General features: G+C 70.9%; 28 protein-coding genes. 13 read left to right on the top strand and 15 right to left on the bottom strand.

Annotated features, from left to right (window positions below):
* Positions 1-16 precede the first annotated feature (16 nt).
* The 3 genes from AC3E6M_RS11020 to AC3E6M_RS11010 all read right to left on the bottom strand — a co-directional run bounded on the left by AC3E6M_RS11020 (position 17) and on the right by AC3E6M_RS11010 (position 3,241).
* Complete coding sequence (locus AC3E6M_RS11020; protein WP_490529884.1) at positions 17-1,546, bottom strand: catalase; 1,530 nt, start codon at positions 1,544-1,546, stop codon at positions 17-19.
* A 97-nt stretch (positions 1,547-1,643) separates the two neighbouring features.
* Entirely contained in the window at positions 1,644-3,089 is a 1,446-nt protein-coding gene (locus tag AC3E6M_RS11015) for a cryptochrome/photolyase family protein (RefSeq protein ID WP_490529883.1), read from the bottom strand.
* Positions 3,086-3,241, bottom strand: coding sequence for a DUF2256 domain-containing protein (locus AC3E6M_RS11010; RefSeq protein WP_366001934.1), 156 nt, complete (start codon positions 3,239-3,241; stop codon positions 3,086-3,088). Before AC3E6M_RS11010 ends, AC3E6M_RS11015 begins: the two co-directional genes overlap by 4 nt.
* 113 nt (positions 3,242-3,354) lie before the next feature.
* Here AC3E6M_RS11010 and AC3E6M_RS11005 point away from each other — a divergent pair, with 113 nt between their 5' ends.
* A complete protein-coding gene (locus tag AC3E6M_RS11005; RefSeq protein WP_289508566.1) occupies positions 3,355-3,486 on the top strand; it encodes a hypothetical protein in 132 nt (43 codons plus the stop codon).
* A gap of 15 nt (positions 3,487-3,501) precedes the next feature.
* Here AC3E6M_RS11005 and AC3E6M_RS11000 read toward each other — a convergent pair whose 3' ends face one another.
* A complete protein-coding gene (locus AC3E6M_RS11000) occupies positions 3,502-3,990 on the bottom strand; it encodes a pyridoxamine 5'-phosphate oxidase family protein (RefSeq protein WP_138172497.1) in 489 nt (162 codons plus the stop codon).
* Between the two features lie 598 nt (positions 3,991-4,588).
* On the opposite strand from AC3E6M_RS11000, the gene AC3E6M_RS10995 reads away from it, so the two are divergent.
* Positions 4,589-4,792, top strand: coding sequence for a cold-shock protein (locus AC3E6M_RS10995; RefSeq protein WP_026095524.1), 204 nt, complete (start codon positions 4,589-4,591; stop codon positions 4,790-4,792).
* Positions 4,793-5,031: 239 nt separating this feature from the next.
* Positions 5,032-6,138, top strand: a complete 1,107-nt coding sequence (locus AC3E6M_RS10990) for a fatty acid desaturase family protein (RefSeq protein ID WP_490529907.1) — start codon at positions 5,032-5,034, stop codon at positions 6,136-6,138.
* A 66-nt stretch (positions 6,139-6,204) separates the two neighbouring features.
* Here AC3E6M_RS10990 and AC3E6M_RS10985 read toward each other — a convergent pair whose 3' ends face one another.
* On the bottom strand, positions 6,205-6,810 hold the full coding sequence (locus AC3E6M_RS10985) for a M15 family metallopeptidase (RefSeq protein ID WP_490529881.1): 606 nt from the start codon (positions 6,808-6,810) through the stop codon (positions 6,205-6,207).
* Between the two features lie 80 nt (positions 6,811-6,890).
* The gene (locus AC3E6M_RS10980) at positions 6,891-7,403 is read right to left on the bottom strand and encodes a metallophosphoesterase family protein (protein WP_138172500.1); all 513 of its coding nucleotides are present in this window, start codon (positions 7,401-7,403) and stop codon (positions 6,891-6,893) included.
* A 51-nt stretch (positions 7,404-7,454) separates the two neighbouring features.
* Here AC3E6M_RS10980 and AC3E6M_RS10975 point away from each other — a divergent pair, with 51 nt between their 5' ends.
* Positions 7,455-8,123: a response regulator transcription factor gene (locus tag AC3E6M_RS10975; RefSeq protein WP_138172543.1), complete on the top strand. Its 669-nt coding sequence runs from the start codon at positions 7,455-7,457 to the stop codon at positions 8,121-8,123.
* Positions 8,116-9,198 carry a sensor histidine kinase gene (locus AC3E6M_RS10970; protein WP_138172501.1) on the top strand — a complete coding sequence of 361 codons (1,083 nt, stop codon included), beginning with the start codon at positions 8,116-8,118 and terminating at the stop codon, positions 9,196-9,198. The genes AC3E6M_RS10975 and AC3E6M_RS10970 overlap by 8 nt, the downstream gene beginning before the upstream one ends.
* 26 nt (positions 9,199-9,224) lie before the next feature.
* Here AC3E6M_RS10970 and AC3E6M_RS10965 read toward each other — a convergent pair whose 3' ends face one another.
* Entirely contained in the window at positions 9,225-9,650 is a 426-nt protein-coding gene (locus AC3E6M_RS10965; RefSeq protein WP_171024140.1) for a VanZ family protein, read from the bottom strand.
* A gap of 114 nt (positions 9,651-9,764) precedes the next feature.
* On the opposite strand from AC3E6M_RS10965, the gene AC3E6M_RS10960 reads away from it, so the two are divergent.
* Entirely contained in the window at positions 9,765-10,157 is a 393-nt protein-coding gene (locus AC3E6M_RS10960; protein WP_138172503.1) for a DUF3054 domain-containing protein, read from the top strand.
* On the opposite strand, the gene AC3E6M_RS10955 is transcribed toward AC3E6M_RS10960, so the two are convergent.
* The gene (locus tag AC3E6M_RS10955) at positions 10,141-10,650 is read right to left on the bottom strand and encodes a glycine cleavage system transcriptional repressor (protein ID WP_138172504.1); all 510 of its coding nucleotides are present in this window, start codon (positions 10,648-10,650) and stop codon (positions 10,141-10,143) included. The two genes, AC3E6M_RS10960 and AC3E6M_RS10955, sit on opposite strands and share 17 nt — an antisense overlap.
* Positions 10,651-10,715: 65 nt before the next feature.
* On the opposite strand from AC3E6M_RS10955, the gene AC3E6M_RS10950 reads away from it, so the two are divergent.
* Both AC3E6M_RS10950 and AC3E6M_RS10945 read left to right on the top strand, forming a co-directional pair.
* On the top strand, positions 10,716-11,003 hold the full coding sequence (locus tag AC3E6M_RS10950) for a DUF6412 domain-containing protein (RefSeq protein ID WP_138172505.1): 288 nt from the start codon (positions 10,716-10,718) through the stop codon (positions 11,001-11,003).
* Between the two features lie 87 nt (positions 11,004-11,090).
* Positions 11,091-11,822 (top strand): YidC/Oxa1 family membrane protein insertase, encoded by a 732-nt coding sequence (locus tag AC3E6M_RS10945; protein ID WP_490529880.1) that lies wholly within the window; start codon positions 11,091-11,093, stop codon positions 11,820-11,822.
* Here the strand turns inward: AC3E6M_RS10945 and AC3E6M_RS10940 are convergent.
* From AC3E6M_RS10940 to AC3E6M_RS10930, 3 genes are all read right to left on the bottom strand, one after another.
* Entirely contained in the window at positions 11,804-13,057 is a 1,254-nt protein-coding gene (locus AC3E6M_RS10940) for an MFS transporter (protein ID WP_138172507.1), read from the bottom strand. The two genes, AC3E6M_RS10945 and AC3E6M_RS10940, sit on opposite strands and share 19 nt — an antisense overlap.
* A gap of 127 nt (positions 13,058-13,184) precedes the next feature.
* Positions 13,185-13,400, bottom strand: coding sequence for an SCO4848 family membrane protein (locus AC3E6M_RS10935; protein ID WP_138172508.1), 216 nt, complete (start codon positions 13,398-13,400; stop codon positions 13,185-13,187).
* Positions 13,401-13,420: 20 nt separating this feature from the next.
* Positions 13,421-13,762, bottom strand: a complete 342-nt coding sequence (locus tag AC3E6M_RS10930) for a TraR/DksA family transcriptional regulator (protein WP_138172509.1) — start codon at positions 13,760-13,762, stop codon at positions 13,421-13,423.
* 75 nt (positions 13,763-13,837) lie between these two features.
* Here AC3E6M_RS10930 and AC3E6M_RS10925 point away from each other — a divergent pair, with 75 nt between their 5' ends.
* Positions 13,838-14,188 carry a DUF2834 domain-containing protein gene (locus tag AC3E6M_RS10925; protein WP_138172510.1) on the top strand — a complete coding sequence of 117 codons (351 nt, stop codon included), beginning with the start codon at positions 13,838-13,840 and terminating at the stop codon, positions 14,186-14,188.
* A gap of 16 nt (positions 14,189-14,204) precedes the next feature.
* On the opposite strand, the gene AC3E6M_RS10920 is transcribed toward AC3E6M_RS10925, so the two are convergent.
* On the bottom strand, positions 14,205-15,062 hold the full coding sequence (locus AC3E6M_RS10920) for an SDR family oxidoreductase (protein WP_138172511.1): 858 nt from the start codon (positions 15,060-15,062) through the stop codon (positions 14,205-14,207).
* Positions 15,063-15,154: 92 nt separating this feature from the next.
* Here AC3E6M_RS10920 and AC3E6M_RS10915 point away from each other — a divergent pair, with 92 nt between their 5' ends.
* Genes AC3E6M_RS10915 through AC3E6M_RS10905 form a run of 3 tightly spaced genes read left to right on the top strand, consistent with a single transcriptional unit; the run spans position 15,155 to position 17,309 of the window.
* On the top strand, positions 15,155-15,523 hold the full coding sequence (locus tag AC3E6M_RS10915; protein WP_292900374.1) for a winged helix-turn-helix transcriptional regulator: 369 nt from the start codon (positions 15,155-15,157) through the stop codon (positions 15,521-15,523).
* Between the two features lie 26 nt (positions 15,524-15,549).
* Positions 15,550-16,593, top strand: a complete 1,044-nt coding sequence (locus tag AC3E6M_RS10910) for an FUSC family protein (RefSeq protein WP_138172513.1) — start codon at positions 15,550-15,552, stop codon at positions 16,591-16,593.
* A gap of 59 nt (positions 16,594-16,652) precedes the next feature.
* On the top strand, positions 16,653-17,309 hold the full coding sequence (locus AC3E6M_RS10905; protein ID WP_490529879.1) for an LON peptidase substrate-binding domain-containing protein: 657 nt from the start codon (positions 16,653-16,655) through the stop codon (positions 17,307-17,309).
* Positions 17,310-17,358: 49 nt separating this feature from the next.
* Here AC3E6M_RS10905 and AC3E6M_RS10900 read toward each other — a convergent pair whose 3' ends face one another.
* Both AC3E6M_RS10900 and AC3E6M_RS10895 read right to left on the bottom strand, forming a co-directional pair.
* The gene (locus AC3E6M_RS10900) at positions 17,359-18,024 is read right to left on the bottom strand and encodes an SDR family oxidoreductase (RefSeq protein ID WP_138172515.1); all 666 of its coding nucleotides are present in this window, start codon (positions 18,022-18,024) and stop codon (positions 17,359-17,361) included.
* Between the two features lie 140 nt (positions 18,025-18,164).
* Positions 18,165-18,563: a YchJ family protein gene (locus AC3E6M_RS10895; protein WP_490529878.1), complete on the bottom strand. Its 399-nt coding sequence runs from the start codon at positions 18,561-18,563 to the stop codon at positions 18,165-18,167.
* 83 nt (positions 18,564-18,646) lie between these two features.
* On the opposite strand from AC3E6M_RS10895, the gene AC3E6M_RS10890 reads away from it, so the two are divergent.
* Complete coding sequence (locus AC3E6M_RS10890; protein ID WP_490529877.1) at positions 18,647-19,564, top strand: 5'-3' exonuclease; 918 nt, start codon at positions 18,647-18,649, stop codon at positions 19,562-19,564.
* Between the two features lie 11 nt (positions 19,565-19,575).
* Here AC3E6M_RS10890 and AC3E6M_RS10885 read toward each other — a convergent pair whose 3' ends face one another.
* Positions 19,576-20,568 carry a PHP domain-containing protein gene (locus AC3E6M_RS10885; protein ID WP_490529876.1) on the bottom strand — a complete coding sequence of 331 codons (993 nt, stop codon included), beginning with the start codon at positions 20,566-20,568 and terminating at the stop codon, positions 19,576-19,578.

Below are 20,568 nucleotides of genomic sequence, written 5' to 3'. Positions count from 1 at the left end.
CCGCCCCGGGAACGCGTCAGATGCGTCCGGCGACGTCGCGACCCACGAGGTCGCCGTCGGGGTTCGGCTCGCTGAGCTGCTCGCCCGCGTCGGTCGACTCCTCGAGCGGCGGCAGCGCCGCCTCGATGCGGGAGCCGACCTCGGCATCCACGTTCTTCCAGTACTGGACGGCCCGGTCGCGCACCTCGGCGCGAGTGACTCCCCCGACGCGGCCGGCGACCGTCTCGACGAGACGGTCGCGCTCCTCGGCCGACATCACGTCGCGCACGAGCGTCCCGGGCTGACCGAAGTCGTCGTCCTCGGGGTGCAGGGTCGCCGCCGAGCGGACGAGTTCGCCGTCGCTCTGCCAGCCGCCATCGCCCGTGCGCCGCGGGTCGGCCGCGGGGCCGCCGGCCGAGTTCGGCGCGTAGACGGGCACCTCGGGCGGGTTGTACTCGTACCGCATCGCGCCCTCCTTGGAATAGGAGTGCACCTCGGTGTGCGGACGGTTCACCGGCAGCTGCTGGTAGTTCGTCCCCACGCGGTAGCGGTGCGCGTCGGCGTAGCTGAAGATGCGGGCCTGCAGCATCTTGTCGGGGCTGCCATCGATGCCGGGCACGAAGTTCGACGGTTCGAACGCCGCCTGCTCGATCTCGGCGAAGTAGTTGCCCGGGTTGCGGTTGAGCTCCATCGTGCCGACCTCGATCTCGGGGTAGTCGCTGTGCGGCCACACCTTCGTCAGGTCGAACGGGTTGAAGCGGTAGGTCTTGGCATCCTCGTACGGCATGATCTGCACCTTGAGCGTCCACGTGGGGAACTCGCTCCGCTCGATCGCGGCGTACAGGTCGCGGATGTGGAAGTCCGCGTCCTGACCGGCGATGAGGTCGGCCTCGTCCTGCGTGAGCGTCTTGTGCCCCTGGTCGGTGTGGAAGTGGTACTTGACCCAGAAGCGCTCGCCGTCAGCGTTGATCCATTGGTACGTGTGCGAGCCGTACCCGTTCATGTGGCGCCACGAGGCCGGGATGCCACGGTCGCCCATGAGCCACGTCACCTGGTGCGCGCTCTCGGGTGAGAGGGTCCAGAAGTCCCACTGCATCGTGTTGTCGCGCAGGTGGCTGCCGGGGAGGCGCTTCTGCGAGCGGATGAAGTCGGGGAACTTGATGCCGTCCTTCACGAAGAAGACGGGGGTGTTGTTGCCGACGAGGTCGTAATTGCCCTCGGTCGTGTAGAACTTCAGCGAGAATCCGCGGGGGTCGCGCCACGTGTCGGGGCTGCCCTGCTCGCCGGCGACCGACGAGAAACGCGCGAGCATCTCGGTCTCGACGCCCGGCTGGAACAGGGCCGCCCGTGTGTAGGCCGACACGTCGCCGGTCGTGCGGAAGGTGCCGAACGCCCCGCCGCCCTTGGCGTGCACGACGCGCTCGGGCACGCGCTCGCGGTTGAACTGCGCGAGCTTCTCGATGAGGTAGTGGTCGGTCAGAGCGATGGAGCCGTCGGCTCCGACGCTTTGCGAGTGCTCGTCGCTGCCGACGGGCGCTCCGTTGTTCGCGGTGGTGGGGGTGGTCATGGCGCTCCTCACGTCGGGGGTCGGGGGTCGTTCCCGACGCTACGCAGGTGGGCGCAGGCAGGCGACCTGTTGCGCTTCGTGACCCGACCGCCTACCGTCACGAGCCGGCCCGCGCCTCCCGTCGCCGACGCATCTGCGCAAGAGGCAGAGACAGCCGGTGGTTGCCGGCGAGGGTGTCTTCATGGCGTTCGAGGAACGCCCAGTACGCCTCGGTGAACACCGAGTCCTTGGCATCCTGAGCCGTCGGCCACCACGAGCCCATCTTCTGCAGGTACGCCCCGCCCGAGACATAGGGCTTGGTCGCGACGAACCCGCCGTCGGCGAACTGGCTCATGCCCATCACGTTGGGGACCATGACCCAGTCGTACGCATCGACGAACAGGGCGAGGAACCAGCGGTTCACTTCGCGCGGCGCGTACCCCTGCAGCAGGAACCAGTTGCCGAGCACCATGAGGCGCTCGATGTGGTGCGCGTAGCCCCACCGATGGACGCGTTCGAGAACGGTGCGGACCGGGATCGGCAGGTCATCCGGGATGCCCTCCCCCGAGTACCAATAGTCCTCCACGCGCTTCTCGAGGTGCAGCGCGTTCACGTGCTCGAGCCTCGGGTGCGCCCGGTACATGCCGCGCATGTACTCCCGCCAGCCGATCACCTGCCGCACGAACCCCTCGACGGATGCCAGCGGTGCATCCGTGCGAGTGACGGCGGCGATGACCTCGTCGACGGTGAGCAGACCGATGTTGAGCATCGGCGAGATCACCGCGTGGAAGAGGAACGGCTCGTCGGACTTCATCGCGTCCTCGTACCGCCCGAAGTCGCCGAGGCGCTCGGCGACGAAGACGTCGAGCCATGCGCGTGCGTCCGCGGGCGTGACCGGCAGCCAGAAATCGGCGGCCTTCCCCGGGTGGTCGGGGAAGCGCTCGTCGACCTCGGCGATCACGGTCTCGGTGATCTCGTCCCGCTCCGGGCGCGGAAGCGCGGGGACGTCGAGTCCCTTCTTGGGCAGCGGCTTGCGATTGTCGGTGTCGAAGTTCCAGCGCCTCCCCGCAGGCTTTCCGCCGTCCATCAGGATGCCGGTGCGCCGACGCTGCCAGTGGTAAAAGTCCTCCATGAGCGGCGTGGGATGCTCCGCGAACCACTCGTCGAGATCGTCCTCGGGGGTGAGGAACAGCGCGTCGGAGAGGATGTCGGTCTCGACCCCGAGCTCCGCGCACAGACGCGCGATGCGGTCGTCGACGGGGCGGTTCGCATCGCTCATCCACGTCAGCTCGTCGACCCCGTGCGCGGTGAGCAGTCCGGTCAGGGCGTCCGCGAACGCGAGGTCGTCGCCCAGCGCGACGCGTCGCACGGTGCGCCCGTCCGCCTCGAGCCGCGCCGCCGTGTGCCGCATGGCCGACACCAGCAGGACGATCTTGTGCCGGTGGTACGGCAGTTTCGCGAAGCGCGGACCGGACTCGATGAAGAAGAACTCCTCGACGTCCGCGTCCGAGAACGCAGGGTGCGCGGCGAACTGCTGCGTCGCGAGGATGAGCGCGGCCTTCATGCGCGCCGCCGCTCTGCGGCCGCTTTCGCTCGGCATCCGCGCGAGCAGTACAAGACTTCGTCCCACTGATCGCGCCCGCTCCAGCGCTTGCGATCCGAGAAGGGTCTGCCGCAGAAGGCGCAGGGCTTCGTGCGCAACGGGGGTCGTGCCATGCCGTCATGCTGTCAGCGCACGCCCCGGAGGATCGGGGGCTTGCGGACAGCACACCGAGCGCTCTCACGCAAGGGTCGTGCGCGGAGCGGGCAACGCTGATCGAGTGGATGCCATGACTTCTACACCCGACAGCACCCCCGACACCGCCGATCAGCCCGACGAGCTGGAGACGGCCGACGCGCCCCAGATCCCCGACGGCACCGACGACGACGGCGCTCCCGTGGACAACCCCTCCGGCGGCTGATCCCGGGCGCTTCGCTCAGCCGGGCAGGTCGAACTTCTCGTTCTCGGCGCGGGGTCGTTCACCGGTGACCTTGGATGTCACCAGAGCGATCGCCGTCGCGACGCGACCGCCGGCGCTCCCCCAGTACTCTCCGCTCAGGGCCGACACCTTCAGCAGGGCGATGTCGGGCGATTCGGGGCCGTCGGGGAACCATGCCTCCACGCTCGTCGACCACAGTTCCTTCAACATCGCCGTGTCATCGATCACCTCCGCCTCGCCCGCGAGTGAGAGCCACAGCCCGTCGGAGCTGAACGACAGACCCACCTTCGGATCGCGTCGCACGTGCTCGACGGCCGAGGCGTGCGTGCCCACGATGAACCACAGATCCCCGTCGGACTCGCGTTCCTGGACGGTGAGCGGGTGGGCGTGCAAGTCGCCTTCCTCGGCCCGAGTGGTGAGCATGGCGAAGCGGAACTTCTTCAGGATCTCGTTGAGCTTCTCGAGCTCGGCGACGGTGTCGGACATGGGGTCCTCCTCTTTCCGGTGGGGCGCCCAGCCCACCCCTTCGACAGATCGCCCGCCAGCGGTTGACGTCGCGACGGACATCTGCTCGCGACGGGATGTCGAAAAGAACGATGTGCCGAGAGAACCATCCGTGCTACCGTGGAGTATTCGTTCTGGGACTTGCTTCATCGACGTCCGCCTCATCGCTGAGATGCCGGGCGCACGGCACCGAGCCGTGATCGATGCAATTCCCCCCTCATCTCCGCGCGCGTCGCGCCGATGCGGCTCCTCCGCCGCCCGCTTCGCGCTGAAAGCTTCTGTGTCTGTTCTGCTTCCCCCGCCACTGTCGTGGCGCCAGGCCGATCTCGACGTCTTCGTCGCGATGGCCGATTCCTCCTACGCCGGATTCGTCGGCGCCATCCCCGAGGGCTTCGAGGCCCAGGGTGCGCGCGGCGAAGATCTCGGCATACATGACTCCGTCGACGCGGCCCAGTCCGCCGTCGACGCCCACCGCGTACGCACCGCCCTCCCGGCGTCGCGTGCTCCCCGTCCGATCCGCACGCGTCGGATCGGCGCCCACGGCCGCACCAGCGGCCCGAAAAGAAAAAGGAAGAACACGATGGCCACTGGCACCGTGAAATGGTTCAACTCCGAGAAGGGCTACGGGTTCATCGCACCCGACGACGGCTCGGCCGACCTGTTCGCGCACTTCAGCGCGATCCAGGGCAATGGCTTCAAGGAGCTGCAGGAAGCACAGAAGGTCGAATTCGACGCCGAGCAGGGCCCCAAGGGCATGCAGGCGGCGAACATTCGTCCGCTCTGAGCTCACGCTCCTCAACGGAGGCCGGGAGTGTCGCTACGGCGACGCCCCGGCCTTCGTCGTTCGCGCAATGCGGTATCCGCCGAACGATGAAGCAATGTCCGAGAGGTGTCGACTTCCGGTGAGTATGCCGTGCATGGGGTCGTATACCGACGGCCTCATGGACACCCCCGTAGTGTGAGCCTCAGCCCGGGCATCTGCTCCGGCTCCCGACTACGGTCATCACTTCGAGGAGCATCTTCATCGCCTCCACCATCGTCGAGTCCCGTCTCGGCCCCGTTCGTCAGACGTACGCCGGCACCACCGAATTCCCCCCGATCGCGAAGGCCTACACAGAGCTGTCCCAGGTCGTTCGCGAGAGCGGACTCCTCGTCCGCACCCGTGTCTTCTACGCCCTCGTCGGCACCGCCATCGTCCTCGGCTTCGGCGGCGCGATCACCGGATTCGTCCTCCTCGGCGACAGCTGGTTCCAGCTCCTGATCGCCGCCGCGTTCGGCATCCTGTTCACCCAGGTCGCCTTCCTCGCCCACGAGGCCAATCACCGGCAGATCTTCGCCTCCGGCCGGGCCAACGACCGACTGGCGCTCTGGATCGGCAACGGCATCGTCGGCATGAGCCAATCCTGGTGGGCGACGAAGCACACTCGTCACCACGCCAACCCGAACCGCGTCGGTAAAGACCCCGACATCGAGATCGACACGATCTCCTTCCTCGACGAGGATGCCGCCACCGCGCGGGGCCTGCGTCGCTGGATCACGCTGCGCCAGGGCTGGTTGTTCTTCCCGCTGCTGACGCTGGAGGGGCTCAACCTCCACGCCCTCGCGATCCGCCACCTCCTCTCGCGCGGCGAGGTCAAGGGCCGCTGGACGGAGCTCGCCCTGATCGCCCTGCGCTTCGCCGTCTTCGTCGCTCCCGTGTTCGCGTTCCTCCCGATCGGGATGGCCTTCGCGTTCCTGGGCGTGCAGCTGGCGGTGTTCGGCGTGTACATGGGTGCCTCCTTCGCCCCGAACCACAAGGGCATGGCCGTCATCGCGCCGGGCGCCAAGCTCGACTTCTTCAGCAAGCAGGTCCGCACCTCCCGCAACATCTCGGGCGGCTGGTGGGCCACCTGGCTCATGGGCGGCCTGAACTACCAGATCGAGCACCACCTGTTCCCGAACATGCCGCGCCCGCACCTGAGCCGTGCCCGCGAGATCGTCCGCGAGCACTGTGCGACCCTCAACGTGCCCTACGTCGAGACCACGCTGCTGCAGTCCTACGGCATCGTCATCGCCTACCTGAACCGTGTGGGCCTCGCCGCCCGCGACCCGTTCGAGTGCCCGATGACCTCCGCGGCCCGGCGTGTCTGACACCCGCTTCGCCTGACGACGCCGCCTCCGGATCCCGGGGGCGGCGTCGTCGTTCGAGCGGCCGGATCAGCCGCGGGCGTCCGGGTGCGGAATGGGGCACTCTCCCCCTGCCTCCGTCGCCTTCTCGAAATGCCAGCGCTCGTTGGCGTACGTCTGACACAGTCCCCATTCCCGCCCGCGGTCGCCGAGCCACAGCTGCGCATCGAGCGATCCGATGTCGACCGCGTGCCCGGTGACGTGGCTGGAGTCCTCGGGAGACGCAACATACTCGCGCGCCAGCTCCTCGCTTCCGTAGGTGCGGATCGCGTCGCCGAGGAGCCAGCGCTGGTAGTCGACGCTGCGCCACCCGCTCGTGACGTCGAAGACGATGCCGTCGACCTCCGCGGCCTCTTGCGCCGCGCGCAGGGCGTCGCGCAGGACAGGGTCGAGGCCCGTCATCGCGGGGTGCGTATCGTCGTCGACCCCGAGCGGCGAATCCGCGTCGATCATGCCGTCGGCCTCGGTCGGCGAGAAGGCCACGCCCGCCACGACGCGCTCGGTGAACGACGACGCCGTCGCGGATGCCAGAAGCGTGATGACGGCGAGGAGGATCAGGATCAGGCCGCCGGCGACCGCCGCGAAGACGAGACGGTGACGGTCGGCGCGGACGGGAACGGGCGACGGGGAGCGCATGGTCCCAGTCGACCGGGCGGGCCGTTGCCCGGGCGTATGCCGTCCGAGATATGCCGACGATACGGGCGGCCGCGCGACGGTCAGTCGCCCGGATCGCGCGACACCGCGTGCAGGCGCACGTCGTGGACACCGCCGTCGGCGAGTGTGGCGGTCATGAGCGTGCACGACGGTTGACGTCGACGGTCGGTCGGTGAACCGGGGTTCAGCAGCCGCAGACCGCCCGGCGTGACCGTGTCCCACGGGATGTGGCTGTGACCGAACACGAGCAGGTCGGTGTCGGAGAACGCGGCATCCATCCGCGCCTCGCGCCCCGCGGCCGCGCCCGTCTCGTGCACGACCGCCACCCGCACTTCCTCGATCTCGGCCCGCGCCACTTCGGGCAGCCGGGAGCGGAGGTCGTCGCCGTCGTTGTTCCCCCACACACCGAGGACAGGCCCGTGGGCACTCAGCTCGTCGAGCACGCCCGCCTCGACCCAGTCTCCCGCGTGCACGATGAGGTCGACCTCGGATGCCGCGCGGCGCACCGCCGCGGGGAGCGCCCGCGCGCGTTTCGGGACGTGGGTGTCGGCCACGAGGAGCAGTCGGGTCGCCATGACCCCACGCTACTTACACTCGCGATACACGTGCCCGCCTACGATGACGACATGCGCGTGCTGATCGTCGAGGACGAGCCCTTCCTCGCCGAGGCGATCCGCGACGGCCTCCGCCTCGACGCCATCGCCGCCGACATCGCCGGGGACGGCGACACCGCCCTCGAGCTCCTGGGCTACACCGCGTACGACGTGGTCGTCCTGGATCGTGACATCCCCGGGCCCAACGGCGACGAGATCGCCCGGCACCTGTCGACGCGTCCCTCCGCACCCCGCGTGCTGATGCTCACCGCCGCCGATCGACTCGATGACAAGGCCAGCGGTTTCGAGAACGGTGCCGACGACTACCTCACCAAACCCTTCGCTCTGCGCGAGCTCGTCCTGCGCCTGAGGGCGCTCGCCCGCCGTCCCCCGACCGGAGCCCCGCCCGTGCTCGAGCAGCACGGCATCCGGCTGGATCCGTTCCGCCGCGAGGTGTACCGCGACGGCCGGTACGTCTCTCTCACCCGGAAGCAGTTCGCGGTGCTGGAGGTGCTGATGGCTGCCGGGGGCGGGGTGATCAGTGCCGAGACGCTGCTGGAGCGGGCGTGGGACGAGAACGCCGATCCCTTCACCAATGCGGTGCGGATCACGATCTCGACGTTGCGCAAGCGCCTCGGCGAGCCCTGGCTCATCCAGACGGTTGCGGGCGTCGGCTACCGGATGGGCCCGGCCGATGCGTGAGCGCGCGCCCGGTCTGTCCGTGCGCGTCAAGCTCACCCTGAGCTACGCCGCGTTCGTGGTCCTCGTGGGGGCCGCGGTGTTCGCGCTGGGCTTCCTCGTGCTGCGCTTCGTCCCGGAGGGCAACCTGTCCTCGGACAGCGGCGCCTTCACGCCGGCCCGCCGCGACCTGATGGAGGCGTTCGTCCGGTACGCGTGGCTGACGGTCGCCGGTCTCGCGATCGTCGGACTCGCCGGCGGATGGATGGTCGCGGGGGTGATGCTGCGCCCCCTCACTCGCATCACCGAAGTCGCTCGAGCCGTGCGCGACGGTGATCTGTCCCGCCGCGTCGACCTCGCGGGGCACCGCGACGAGCTCACCGATCTGGCCGACACGTTCGACGCCATGCTCGCGCGCGTGGGCGAGACGATGGACGAGCAGCAGCGCTTCGCCGCCAACGCGTCGCATGAGCTGCGCACGCCGTTGGCGACGATGCGCACGCTGCTCGAGGTCGCACGGGCCGATCCGAACACCGTGGACCTGGCCCTGCTCGTCCACCGTCTCGAGGTCACGAACGAGCGCGCCATCCGTCTCACCGAGGCGCTCCTGGCACTCGCCCGCGCCTCGCGCGGAGCCGAGCTCCCGCGCGAAGCGGTCGACATCGGCGGGCTGCTCGCCTCCGTCGTGGCGGAGGTCCGACCCGACGCCGAGGCCGCGGGAGTCGACCTGGCGATCATGACGCCGGCGGTCGGCGTCGCCGCGGGCGACGCGATGCTCGCGCGCCAAGCGGTGGACAATCTCGTGCGCAACGCCGTGGTGCACAACGTCGCTCACGGCTGGGTGCGGATCGCCGTGACCGAGCACGCGGATGCCGTGATCGTGGACGTCGCGAACACCGGTCCGCTGCTCTCCCGCGAACTCGTCGCGACCCTGCCGGAGCCCTTCGTCCGCGGAGCCGGCCGCACCCGCGGATCCGCCGACGGTGCCGGACTGGGACTCGCCCTCGTCGCCTCGATCGCACGGGCGCACCGCGGCCGGCTTGAACTGTGGCCGCGAGAGGGCGGGGGCCTGTACGCGCGTCTGCGGCTGCCGCGCTGACCGGGCACCGTCGGCACCGCGCCCCGTCACCGTCGCACGAGAAGCCGCGCCACGACGACGAGGATCGTCCCCACGAGTGCGCCAGCGCTGTTGGCCAGGACGTCTCCCGCGTCGGGGACGCGCCCGGGGATCACCGACTGCGCAGTCTCCACCCCCACCGACACCGCCGCGCCCACGAGCACGGATGCCGGCGACCACCGCAGCGGCAGCAGCATCGCCAGCGCCATCCCGAGCGGCACGAAGAACGCGACGTTGAGCGCGGTGTCGGCGTCCCCGCCGAGGAGCACGTCGTTCCAGCGCGAGGGCAGGAGAGCGAGCACGTCGAGGAGGAGCGTCCTCGCCGGCCACGCGATGCTGCGGGGCGCCAGGGTCAGTCCGGCCACGGTGGCGAGCACGGCGGCGGCGACGAGAACGCGGGCGGTGGTGAGCGAGGGAGCGGGGCGATCGGACACGGGAGACTCCAGGGGTCGGGGACTCCATCCGAACGGATCCGCCGTTGTGCTCGCGTCTGCGCGGAACGATACGTCGGCGATACCCGTCGCCCATCTGAATGCGAGGATGGATCCGTGTCGACACCGCGCAGTTCCTCCGCCCTCGCGCTCGTCGTGGATGCCGTCCTCATCGTCGTCTTCGCGGCCATCGGCCGCGCGACGCACGACGGCGACGTCCTCGGCCCGGCAGGGGCGGGCCTGGCCACGACGGCGTGGCCGTTCCTGGTCGCGCTGCTGCTCGGCTGGGCCGTGGCTCGCGGGTGGCGCCGCCCCCTCGCGCCCGTGCGCACGGGACTGCCCGTCTGGGCCGTGACGCTCGTGGCCGGAATGCTGCTGCGGGCGCTGAGCGGTCAGGGCGTCCAGGTGGCGTTCGTGATCGTGGCCGGCCTCACCCTGTTGCTCTTCCTCGTCGGCTGGCGCGCGATCGCCGCGCTCGTGACGCGAGCCCGAGTCAGTCGATCAGCGTGACGTCGACCTGGATCTCGGCCGCGAGGCGCTGAAGGTCCTCGACCAGGTCGTCGACCCGACCCCCGTCGGCGAGCGTCGCGGTGAGCGCGGCCTCGAACAAGCGGCCGCCCGACATCGCGGCATCCGTGGTGTGCGTCGACATGCGCTCGATGCTCGCACCCCGCGCGCCGAGTGTGCCCGTGATCTCGCGGACGATCCCGGGGCGGTCGTTGCCGAGCACGGTCAGCGACACCGACCGTCCCACCGCCGCGCGCACAGGGCCCGGCCCGTGCACCGACACGGTCAGCGTCCCGGTGAGGGCCTCAAGTGCGGAGCGCAGGTCGTCGGCCCGCTCCGGCGACACCGACACCTCGATGATCCCGGCGAAGGCGCCGGCGAGCTCGGCGAGCTCGCTCGTCTCCCAGTTGCCGCCGTGGACGTCGACGATGTCGGCGACGGCGGCCACGAGCCCCGCCCGGTCGTCCCCCACCACGGTGATCACGAGAGTCGTCATGCCCGCCAGCGTAGCCACCGACCCGCTGATAGCGTGAGAGGCGGATCGAGGAGAGGGGTGCCGGGGTGTTCGCATCGTTCCTCACCGCGCTGAACCTCCTGCTCGTCGCCACCGAGCTCGCTCTCCTCCCCGACGGAGGATCCTCGCCGGCCCCGCTGCTGGCCCTCGCGCTGGCCGCCGCGGTGGTGGTGGCCGTCGCGATCGCGGTGATCGTGTTCCGCCTCTCGGCCGAACCGCCGCCGATCCGCGCGACGCGGCCCATCGATCCCTCCGCTCCGCTCACGCAGAGCGATCCCGACGCCGCCGGGCACCCCCGCCCGCGAGCGCCCGGGCGCGCGGCTCCGGCCGCGTAACCCGCCCCACCGCGCCGACTCCGGCGCCGTCGTGGCATCCCTTCGCGGCCGATCACGCCCTGATCGCCCCCACGAACGGACTCTGCCATGGACCTCTTCGCCCTGCCGCCGCTGGCGGCCCTGCTCGACCTTTCCACCCGGGGCCTGCTGGCCCTCACGTCTTTCCTGTCCCCCGTCGCCGGCGGCACGGCCGCCGCTCTCGCCGTCGTCGTCGTCACCCTCGTCGTCCGCGCGGTCCTCATCCCCGTCGGGGTGTCGCAGGCCCGCGCGGAACGCGACCGTTCGCGTCTCGCCCCGCGGCTGCGCGTCCTGCGGCAACGATGGGGGAAGAACCCCGAACGCCTGCAGCGCGAGACGATGCAGCTCTACCGTGACGCCGGGGTCTCGCCCGTCGCCGGATGCCTGCCCGTGCTCGCGCAAGCCCCGGTGGTGGGTCTGCTCTATGCCGTGTTCCTGCACGCGCAGGTCGCCGGACATGCCAACGCCCTGCTCGCCGAGAGCGTGGCCGGGGTGCCGCTGGGCACGAGTCTGCTCGCGGCCGTCACGAGTGGGGCCGCGGATGCCATGACCGTCGCGCTTCTCGGCGGGGTCATCGTCGTGATCGCCGGGGCGGGAGAACTGACCCGCCGCTTCCTGCGACCGCCACAGGATCCCGCAGCCCCCGCGTGGGCCGGACGTCTGGTCGCCGTCCTGCCGTTCACGACCGCGATCGTCGCGCTGTTCGTGCCGCTCGCCGCGGGACTGTATCTCGCCGTCACGTCGGTGTGGACGTTCGGGCAGCGCTGGGTCCTGCGGCGCATCTATCCGATCGAGGGCTGACGGGTGGCATCCCACCGGCGGGCGTGGACCGCGTTGAGTGCCGCCATCGCGAGGACGATGAGCGCGGCGGCGGCGGGGAACAGCATCGCCGTCTCCACCGACTCCCGCTCGGCCACGGCGCCCGTGACCGCCGATGAGAGCGCCTGGGCGAGCGTGAGCGCCGAGGCGAGCAGCGTCATGGTCGTGGCCGTGCGCCCGGCGGGGGCGCGGTGCCCGGCCAGACTGAACAGCGTGACGAGCGACGGCCCGACGCCGATGCCCATGAGGCACAGCACGACGGTCACCGTGAGCACCGATCCGCCCACCGAGTACGCGCCCGCCGAGGCGAACAGCAGGATCGCGAACACGACCAGACGCCACCGCAGCGCGAACCGCGCGGGCAGGACGGCCACCGCGAGGGCGAGCACCGCCGAGCCGACCCCCATGACGCCGTACAGCAGCGCTCCGGCCTCGGGCGCGCCGCGGGCCTCCATGAACGCCGTCAACGACGTCAGAGTCGAGCCGAAGAACGCCCCGACGCCGAACACCGCCACGACGAGCATCAGCATCCGCGGACGCAGCAGCTCGCGGGCGGGAGCCATCGCTCCACGCTCCGCCGCCACCGGCACGACCCGTCCGGTGGGGTGGAGCGCGAACGCGGTGACGAAGACGAAGCTCAGCACCGACGCGGCCGCGATGGGAGCCCACGGCGCGATCACGGCGGCGAGCACACCGACGACGAACGGCCCGATGACGAACGCGGTCTCGTCCGCCGCGGACTCGTAGGCCATCGCGCGCGAGAACGTGCGCTCGCGGCGCTCAGCCGGAATGCGGGCCCCGATCAACGCCATGACGCGGCTGCGCGACATCGCCGCCGTCTGCGGTCCGGTGAGGCCGATCGCGACCGCCGCGGCCAGCAGGATGCCGTCGGCTGCGGGCGATGCCACGACGACGGGGAAGAGGGCGAGGAGGAGACCGTTGGCGATGCCCGTCGGAACGAGCACGCGCGACTGCCCGAAGCGATCGGCCAGGTCGCCGAGCACGGGTCCGGCCACGACGACGCCGATGCCGACGGCGGCCGAGGTCAAGCCGCCCAGGGCGACCGACCCGCGTGCCGACACGACGAGCGCGAGGACACCCACCGTCATCATCGCGAACGGCAGTCGGGCCACGAACGCGACCGGGAAGTACCAGAACCCCGTGTGGTGGATCAGCGCGCGCGGCGCGACGGACGGGGCGGGGTGGGACGTGGTCATGCGGATCTCCGGGGCGTGGGGCGGTGCCGCCTTGCCGGTCCGGTAGGTAGATGCACGAGGTGCGGCGGGCGAACCCGCGCCCCCAGTCTACCCGGCGTCCCGGCCGCGGCCCGGGGCGCGTCCGGCGTCAGGAGACGAGCGCTGCGATCGCCGCGATGAGCGAGGCCAGCGCGAGCACCAGGGCGATCGCGATGAGTACCGTGTGCACGATGAGGAACGGCGTCGGCTTGCCCGCGGCATCCCGTGCCCGCGGGTCCTGCGCGATGCGCGGGTAGAACCGCGGCCAGACGATCGCGTTGAACGCGGCGTTGACGAACAGCAAGACGATCAGGAGCGGTTCCACCCCTCGAGCCTACGCGCGGCTCACGCCGCGCAGGTGATGCAGCGGCGCGCGGTGGGGCGGGCCTCCAGCCTCGCGTCCGCGATCGGGCGCCCGCACACCTCGCACACGCCGAAGGTTCCGGATGCCACGCGCTCCCGCGCCGCACGGATCTCGTCCCGCTCCCCGCGCGCCGCGCGCGCCAGGGCGTCGACCTGCGCCCACTCCCCCGACAGTGTCGAACCCTCGGGGTCGTGCTCGTCGTCGGCGGTGGCATCCGCGCGGTCATGCCGGAGGCTTTCGGCGTCGTCGGTCAGGTGCCCCAGGCGGCGCTCGACGGCGCGATCCAGCTCATCGAGCAGGGCGCGGGCACGGTCGGCATTCATCCTCCGACGGTACCGCGCACCTCTGACACCGGCGCGAGGGTGGATCGTGAGGACCGTACCCGACAGGATCGGCGCATGACAGCCCTCACCAAGCACTGGACCCCGCTGGCCGTGGCGTTCCTCGTGCTGTCGATCCTCGGCCTCGTCGGCACCTGGACCTTCAACATCCTGGCCGTGGTCCAGATGGCGGACTTCCTCGGCGACCTCGTCTCCAGCGGGCCGGCGGTGTCGTCGATCACGGTGGACCTGCTCGTCGTCGCGATCGCCGGGAGCATCTTCCTCCTCATCGAGGGACGTCGTGTCGGCATGCGGCACGCCTGGCTCTACGTCGTGCTGTCGGGGCTGACGGCTTTCGCCTTCACGTTCCCGCTGTTCCTGGCGATGCGGGAGCGGAAGCTGACGGCCCGGGCCCGCGCGACGGCGTGAACCCGGGCCGTGCCGATCAGCGGTTCAGACCGGCGCGCAGCCCGTCGACGAGCGGGGTCGTCGGGCGCCCGATGACGCGGGCCAGCGTGCCGTCGGTCTGCGAGAGCGCGCCCCGCGCGATCGCGTCGTCGATGCCGGCCACGAACGCCGCGGTTCCGGCATCCAGCCCCGCCTGCTGAAGCCCCGCCGTGAGGTCCTCGATCGAGATCGGCTGGTAGGCGACGTCCCGGCCCAGGATTTCACCGGCGGCGGCAGCCAGTTCGTCGTAGGTCCACGCGACGTCTCCGCCGAGTTCGAGCGTCTGTCCCCGCAGGTCATCCGTGGTCAGCGCCACGGCGGCGGCCTCGGCGTAGTCCTTGCGGCTGGCACTCGCCACGCGAGCCTCACCCACGGCGGCGGCGATCACGCCGGTCTCGGCCGCACGCGAAACGGCGTCGAGGTAGTTCTCGGTGTACCAGTTGTTGCGGAGGATCGTGGCATCCACCCCTGCCTCGGCGATCGCGCGCTCGGTGGCCAGGTGATCGGCGCCGAGGGCGTAGTCGATCTCGTCGACCCGCGGCGCGCTGGTGTAGACGAGGCGCTCCACACCGGCCGCGCGGACGGCCTCGATGACGTTGCGGTGCCCCGACACGCGATCGGCGTCCGTGCCCGAGATGAGCAGAACACGCGAGACACCGTCGAGGCTCGCGGCGAGAGTGTCGGGTCGGGCGTAGTCGAACTCGACGACGCGGATGCCGCGCGCCGAGAGGTCGTCCGCCTTCGCGGGAGTGCGCACGCCGGCGACGATGTCGGATGCCGCGATGCCGCGCGCGAGGAGCGCGTCGACGACGAGGCGGCCGAGGTGTCCGTTGGCGGCGGTGACGAGGAGGGTCATGGGGTGTCCTTTCGATCGGTACGCCCGAGCCAACGCCCACCGTCTCCTCACATTCCGGAATGAAGGTACCCACTTTCTGGTTAGGTACTGACATGACGGTGAGTCTTTCGGAATTACGGGCCGACAACCCGGGAGTCTTCTCCGACGGGTGTCCCACCCGCACGGTGCTGGATCACGTCATGGGCAAATGGGGCGTCCTCGTGCTCGTGACGCTCTCCGACGGGACCCAGCGGTGGGGAGAGCTGCGACGCGGTATCTCGGGCATCAGCGAGAAGATGCTCGCCAGCACTCTGAAGACCCTGGAGGCCGACGGTCTCGTCCAGCGGACGGCGTACCCCGAGGTGCCGCCGCGCGTCGAGTACGCGCTCACCGACCTCGGTCGCGACCTCATGGAGCGGATGCTGCCCCTCATGGCGTGGGTCGCCGACCACGCCGACGGCATGCTCGACCGATCCGCCTGACCCGCGCGGCGTCCTACGCTCGAGACATGCGACTCCCGCGCGAAACCCTGACGTTCCGCTCGCCACGTCGCGGGCCGTTCCTCCAGGTCGCCAAGTCGGCCGCGGCGATGGTGGCCGCCTGGATCGTCGCCGACCTGCTCGTGCCCGGACCGCCCCCGATCTTCGCCGCGATCGCGGCCGTTCTCGTGGTGCAGCCCAGCATCAACCAGTCGTTCACCCGGGCCGTCGAGCGCAGCGTCGGCGTGATCGTTGGAGTGGTCATCGCCTCCGTGCTCGGGATCGTGCTGGGATCCCCGACCTGGGTCATCCTGCTGGCTGCGGGCGTCTCGCTCGTGGTGGCGTGGGTGCTGCGCATGTCCCCCGGGACCACGAACCAGGTCGCGATCAGTGCGGTCCTCGTGCTCGCGCTGGGAACGGCGACGCCGAACTATGCGCTGGACCGCGTTCTCGAGACGATCATCGGCGCCCTCATCGGCATCGTGATCAACACCGCCCTCGTCCCGCCGGTGCTCGTGCCGCCCGCCCGCGAGAAGATCGAGGTCCTCGGCCGCGAGCTCGCCGCGGCTCTGGAGCGCCTCGCCGACGCGCTCGAGACACCGCAGACCCGCGAGTCGCTGGAAGGTCTCCTGCTCGAGGCGCGGCTGCTCCGGCCTGTTCGGGATGCCGCGGCCGACGCGATCCGCGACGGCGCCGACTCGCTGTCGCTGAACCCACGCAGTTCCCGCCACCGCGCCGACCTCGCGGTCATGCAGGCCCGGCTCGACCGGTTCACCCCGGTAGTGACGCAGGCGGTCGGGATGACCCGGGCCGTCTACGACGGCTACACCTCGTCGATCGTCGAGGATCCGTCGGTGCGAGCGATCGCCGAGCAGCTCCACCGCGCCGCGCACGACGTGCGGCTGAGCTTCGGCCTGGACCCGCGCACCGAGCCGCAGCAGATGGAGCCGGAACCCGCACTGACGCGGCCCCTGCAGATCCGTACCCCGTCGACCGAGCACTGGGTACTCGTGGGCTCGCTCCTGATGGATCTGCACCGCATTCACGAGAGCCTGCGCGACGACACCCCCTGACACCGCCCCAACCCGCCGCACACGGCCCCGGCGCGCTCGGGCGCTGGTTGACTGGTCGCATGGGTACCGCGATGTTCCCGCTGGGAGCCGTTCTCTTCCCCCACACGCCGCTGGCGCTGCGGATCTTCGAGGAGCGCTATCTCGTCATGCTGGGGATGCTGCTCGACGAGGTCGATCCCGAGTTCGGGGTGGTGCTCATCGAGCGCGGCACCGAGACCGGCGGGGGCGACCAGCGTTTCACCCTGGGGACCATGGCGCGTCTGAGTCACGTCGTCCCCCAGGCGGGACAGATGTCGATCGTCGCGCGCGGGGAGCAGCGCTTCGAGATCGTGCGGTGGCTCGACGACGCACCGTATCCCCGCGCCGAGGTCCGCGCGCTGCCCGATCTGGAGTGGAGCGACGCCCTCGCGCCCCTGCTCGACGAGGCGGAGCGCATCGTTCGCCGCGTGCTCGGGCGGGCACGGGAGTTCGGCGCGACGCGCTGGGATCCCGACGTGGAGCTCTCCGAGGAACCACTCGAACGCGCGTGGCAGATCGCCGCGATCGCGCCGCTCGGCGAACTGGATCAGATGGAGTTGCTGCGCTCCCCCACGATGGGCGGGTTGCTGCGCGCCACCGTCGACCTCACCCTTGCGGCCGAGCCGCTCCTGGGCGACCCCGTCCCCGACGGCGTGATCGTCGTCATGGACGAAGACGACGCCGAGGACGAGGACTGACCGCCGTCAGTTCACCGTTGACCCGGACGCGCCTCAGCCGACGGCGCGCTCACGAGTTCGCTCCTTCGGGCGCGGCGGCCAGCGCTTCGGGGATCAGCGTCTCTCCCGCGCCGAACCGGATGAAGCGGCCGATGGTCGCGGGCTGGACGAGGCTCCCCGCCACCGCGGCGGCGACGTCGGCACGCCCGACCTCTGCCTTGCCCTGCGGTGCGGTCGTGATGCGCCCCGTCGGCGGGTCGAGCGTGAGGGTACCGGGACCGAGGATCGTCCAGTCCAGGTCGCTGGCGCGCAGGTGGTCGTCGGCGGCGAGCTTCGCGTCGGCGTAAGCGAAGAACGGATCGTCCTTCGGGATGCCGTGATCCGGGGTCGAGCCGATCCACGACACCATCACGAAGCGGCGCACGCCAGCCTTCGCGGCGGCGTCGACCGCGCGCTGCGCGGCGTCACGGTCGACGGCGTACGTCCGATCCGCCGAGCCCCCGCCTGCTCCCGCCGACCACACGACCGCGTCGGCGCCGTCGAAGGCCGCGGCCATCTCGTCGACGCCGGCCTTCTCGACGTCGAGCACGAGCGGACGACCGCCCGCCTGCTCCACGTCCGCGCGGTGGTCGGGGTTGCGCACCACCGAGACCGCCTCGTCGCCGCGTTCGGCGAGCAGGCCCGCCAGGTGCAGCGCGACCTTCCCGTGGCCTCCGATGATCACGATGCGTTCCATGTCCTGCCCTCCGGCTCTCTCGGTCGACGTTTTCGGATCATGCGGCCGGCCCGATCTCGCCGGGCCGCCCGTGTCCTCCTGTCGGGGATCCGTCGCGAGCCTACGCGCGGCCGCCGACACGCCCCGCGGGGTTGACGGGGTCAGTCCACGTCGCCGTCGACGTACACCCAGCGGCCCCCGCGTCGCACGAATCTGCTGTGCTCGGCGAGCACTCCGCGTTCGTTCCCCTGGCGCCAGGCGGCGCGGAACGTCACCGTCGCGGCATCCCCATCCTCGGTCGCGTCCTCGACGTCGAGTCCGTCCCAGACAGTGCCGTCATCGAGGTCGATGTCGTCCGGACGGGTCGAGGGATGCCACGTCCGTGCGAGGTGCGCGGTGTCGCCCACCACGAAGGCGGTGTAGCGCGAGCGCATCAACCGTTCGGCCGACGGCGCCGACCCACCGTCCAGAAGCGGGCCGCAGCACTCGCGGAACTCCGCGCGTCCGCACGGGCACGGCGCGGACGCGGACGGACGGAGGGAGGAAGCGCCGAAGGACACCCCGACACTCTAGGTTCTTCGCCGCCCGCCGTCCTCGTACGATGGGCGGAGGCGGCCCCGCTCCGTCGCCGGAAAGGCCCGGCATGTCCGACCGACTCATGCTTTTGGACACCGCGTCGCTCTACTTCCGTGCGTTCTACGGCGTGCCGGACAGGGTCCACGCGCCCGACGGCACCTCGGTGAACGCCGCGCGTGGACTGCTCGACATCATCGCCAAGCTGGTCTCGACGTACGAGCCGACGCGACTCGTCGCCTGCTGGGACGATGACTGGCGTCCGAAGTGGCGCGTGGAACTGATCCCGACGTACAAGGCGCACCGTGTGGTCGAGACCGTCGCCGGGGCTCCCGACGTCGAAGAGGTGCCGGCGGGGCTGACGGCGCAGATCCCGCTCATCCGCGAGACCCTCGATGCGCTCGGGATCGCCGTGGTCGGCGCTCCCGACCACGAGGCCGACGACGTCATCGGCACGCTCGCCACCCACGCCGACGTGCCAGTTGACATCGTCACGGGCGACCGCGATCTCTTCCAGCTCGTCGACGACGATCGCGACATCCGCGTGGTCTATACCGCTCGAGGAATGAGCAACCTCGAGATCATCGACGACGCAGCCGTGCGAGCCCGCTACGGCATCGGCTCGGCGCAGTACGCCGACTTCGCCGCGTTGCGCGGCGACCCCTCCGACGGCCTGCCCGGCGTCGCGGGGATCGGCGAGAAGTCCGCGGCCGCGCTCCTGGGTGCGCACGGCGACCTCGACGGCATCCGGGCCGCGGCGGAAGCCGGCGCCGCAGGCACTCCCGCGCAGCGGTCCAAGATCCTCGCCGCTACCGACTACCTCGACGTCGCGCCGACCGTGGTGCGCGTCGCCCGCGACCTCGACCTCGGAACCGTCGACGACCGCATCCTGGTCGACGACTCTCGCGCCGCCGCGGCGGCCGACCTCGCCGAACGATGGAACCTCGGCGGCTCGATGACCCGCGCCATCACCGCCCTGCGCGGCTGAACGCCCCCCCGTCAGCGGTTGCGCGCGAGCCACTCCCGGAGGCGCGGGAGCGGCCACGTCGTGATGATGCGCTCGGCGGGCACTCCCGCCGCTTCGGCCCGCGCGGCCCCGTGATCCAGCAGCGACAGCTGACCCGGAGCGTGGGCGTCGGAGTCGATCGAGAACAGACATCCCTCGGCCAACGCGAGCGCCAACAGGTCGTCCGGCGGATCCTGGCGCTCGGGCCGCGAGTTGATCTCGACCGCGACACCGGCCGCGGCGCACGCCGCGAACACGGCCCGCGCATCGAACTCCGACGGCGGGCGCGTGCCCCGCGCCCCTTCGACCAGCCGCCCGGTCACGTGCCCCACGACGTCCACACGCGGATCGCGGGCCGCGGTCAGGAGACGCCGGGTCATCGCCGCACTCTCCATCCGCAGCTTCGAATGAACGGATGCCACGACCACGTCGAGCTCGCGCAGCAACGCGTCCTCCTGGTCGAGGCCGCCATCGTCGAGGATGTCGACCTCGATCCCGGTCAGGAGCGTGAAATCATCATCGGTGTAGCCGTGGACGACATCGATCTGCGCCCGCAAGCGTTCGGGCGACAGCCCGTTGGCGACGGTGAGCCGCGGCGAGTGATCGGTGAGCGCGAGGTACTCGTGGCCGAGGCCGCGCGCCGCCGCCACCATCGGTTCGATCGGGGTCAGCCCGTCCGACCAGTCGCTGTGACTGTGCAGGTCGCCGCGCAGCACCGCCCGAAGCGCGGCCCCGCCGGCCGCGCCCGCCGCGGCACGCAACGCGGCCAGTCGTTCGGGCACACCGCCTTCCAGCGCCTCCCGGATCACCGTGTACGTCGAGTCGCCGATGCCCGGACGGCGCCGCAGCCCCGGGTCGCGCAGCTCGGCGTCGCTCAGCCCGTGGATGGCGGCCGCGGCCGTCCGGAACGCCTTCGACTTGTAGCGCGACGATCTCTCCCGCTCGAGCAGATACGCGACCTCGGTGAGCGCGTCGAGCGGGTCCAC

Source organism: Microbacterium sp. SCPM-O-B-15248 (M128), assembly GCF_058214835.1.
This window is presented reverse-complemented; position numbering and strand designations above follow the sequence as displayed.

What these genes read in the sequence shown, in the direction of transcription:
- AC3E6M_RS10905 (WP_490529879.1), top strand. Translation starts at nt 16,653, where the DNA reads ATGGGTACCGCGATGTTCCCGCTGGGAGCCGTTCTCTTCCCCCACACG.
- AC3E6M_RS10920 (WP_138172511.1), bottom strand. Translation starts at nt 15,062, where the DNA reads ATGACCCTCCTCGTCACCGCCGCCAACGGACACCTCGGCCGCCTCGTC.
- AC3E6M_RS10890 (WP_490529877.1), top strand. Translation starts at nt 18,647, where the DNA reads ATGTCCGACCGACTCATGCTTTTGGACACCGCGTCGCTCTACTTCCGT.
- AC3E6M_RS11020 (WP_490529884.1), bottom strand. Translation starts at nt 1,546, where the DNA reads ATGACCACCCCCACCACCGCGAACAACGGAGCGCCCGTCGGCAGCGAC.
- AC3E6M_RS11015 (WP_490529883.1), bottom strand. Translation starts at nt 3,089, where the DNA reads ATGAAGGCCGCGCTCATCCTCGCGACGCAGCAGTTCGCCGCGCACCCT.
- AC3E6M_RS10930 (WP_138172509.1), bottom strand. Translation starts at nt 13,762, where the DNA reads ATGAATGCCGACCGTGCCCGCGCCCTGCTCGATGAGCTGGATCGCGCC.
- AC3E6M_RS10910 (WP_138172513.1), top strand. Translation starts at nt 15,550, where the DNA reads ATGCGACTCCCGCGCGAAACCCTGACGTTCCGCTCGCCACGTCGCGGG.
- AC3E6M_RS10900 (WP_138172515.1), bottom strand. Translation starts at nt 18,024, where the DNA reads ATGGAACGCATCGTGATCATCGGAGGCCACGGGAAGGTCGCGCTGCAC.
- AC3E6M_RS10975 (WP_138172543.1), top strand. Translation starts at nt 7,455, where the DNA reads ATGCGCGTGCTGATCGTCGAGGACGAGCCCTTCCTCGCCGAGGCGATC.
- AC3E6M_RS10995 (WP_026095524.1), top strand. Translation starts at nt 4,589, where the DNA reads ATGGCCACTGGCACCGTGAAATGGTTCAACTCCGAGAAGGGCTACGGG.
- AC3E6M_RS11010 (WP_366001934.1), bottom strand. Translation starts at nt 3,241, where the DNA reads ATGGCACGACCCCCGTTGCGCACGAAGCCCTGCGCCTTCTGCGGCAGA.
- AC3E6M_RS10940 (WP_138172507.1), bottom strand. Translation starts at nt 13,057, where the DNA reads ATGACCACGTCCCACCCCGCCCCGTCCGTCGCGCCGCGCGCGCTGATC.
- AC3E6M_RS10955 (WP_138172504.1), bottom strand. Translation starts at nt 10,650, where the DNA reads ATGACGACTCTCGTGATCACCGTGGTGGGGGACGACCGGGCGGGGCTC.
- AC3E6M_RS11005 (WP_289508566.1), top strand. Translation starts at nt 3,355, where the DNA reads ATGACTTCTACACCCGACAGCACCCCCGACACCGCCGATCAGCCCGAC.
- AC3E6M_RS10925 (WP_138172510.1), top strand. Translation starts at nt 13,838, where the DNA reads ATGACAGCCCTCACCAAGCACTGGACCCCGCTGGCCGTGGCGTTCCTC.
- AC3E6M_RS10980 (WP_138172500.1), bottom strand. Translation starts at nt 7,403, where the DNA reads ATGGCGACCCGACTGCTCCTCGTGGCCGACACCCACGTCCCGAAACGC.
- AC3E6M_RS10985 (WP_490529881.1), bottom strand. Translation starts at nt 6,810, where the DNA reads ATGCGCTCCCCGTCGCCCGTTCCCGTCCGCGCCGACCGTCACCGTCTC.
- AC3E6M_RS10945 (WP_490529880.1), top strand. Translation starts at nt 11,091, where the DNA reads ATGGACCTCTTCGCCCTGCCGCCGCTGGCGGCCCTGCTCGACCTTTCC.
- AC3E6M_RS11000 (WP_138172497.1), bottom strand. Translation starts at nt 3,990, where the DNA reads ATGTCCGACACCGTCGCCGAGCTCGAGAAGCTCAACGAGATCCTGAAG.
- AC3E6M_RS10915 (WP_292900374.1), top strand. Translation starts at nt 15,155, where the DNA reads ATGACGGTGAGTCTTTCGGAATTACGGGCCGACAACCCGGGAGTCTTC.
- AC3E6M_RS10970 (WP_138172501.1), top strand. Translation starts at nt 8,116, where the DNA reads ATGCGTGAGCGCGCGCCCGGTCTGTCCGTGCGCGTCAAGCTCACCCTG.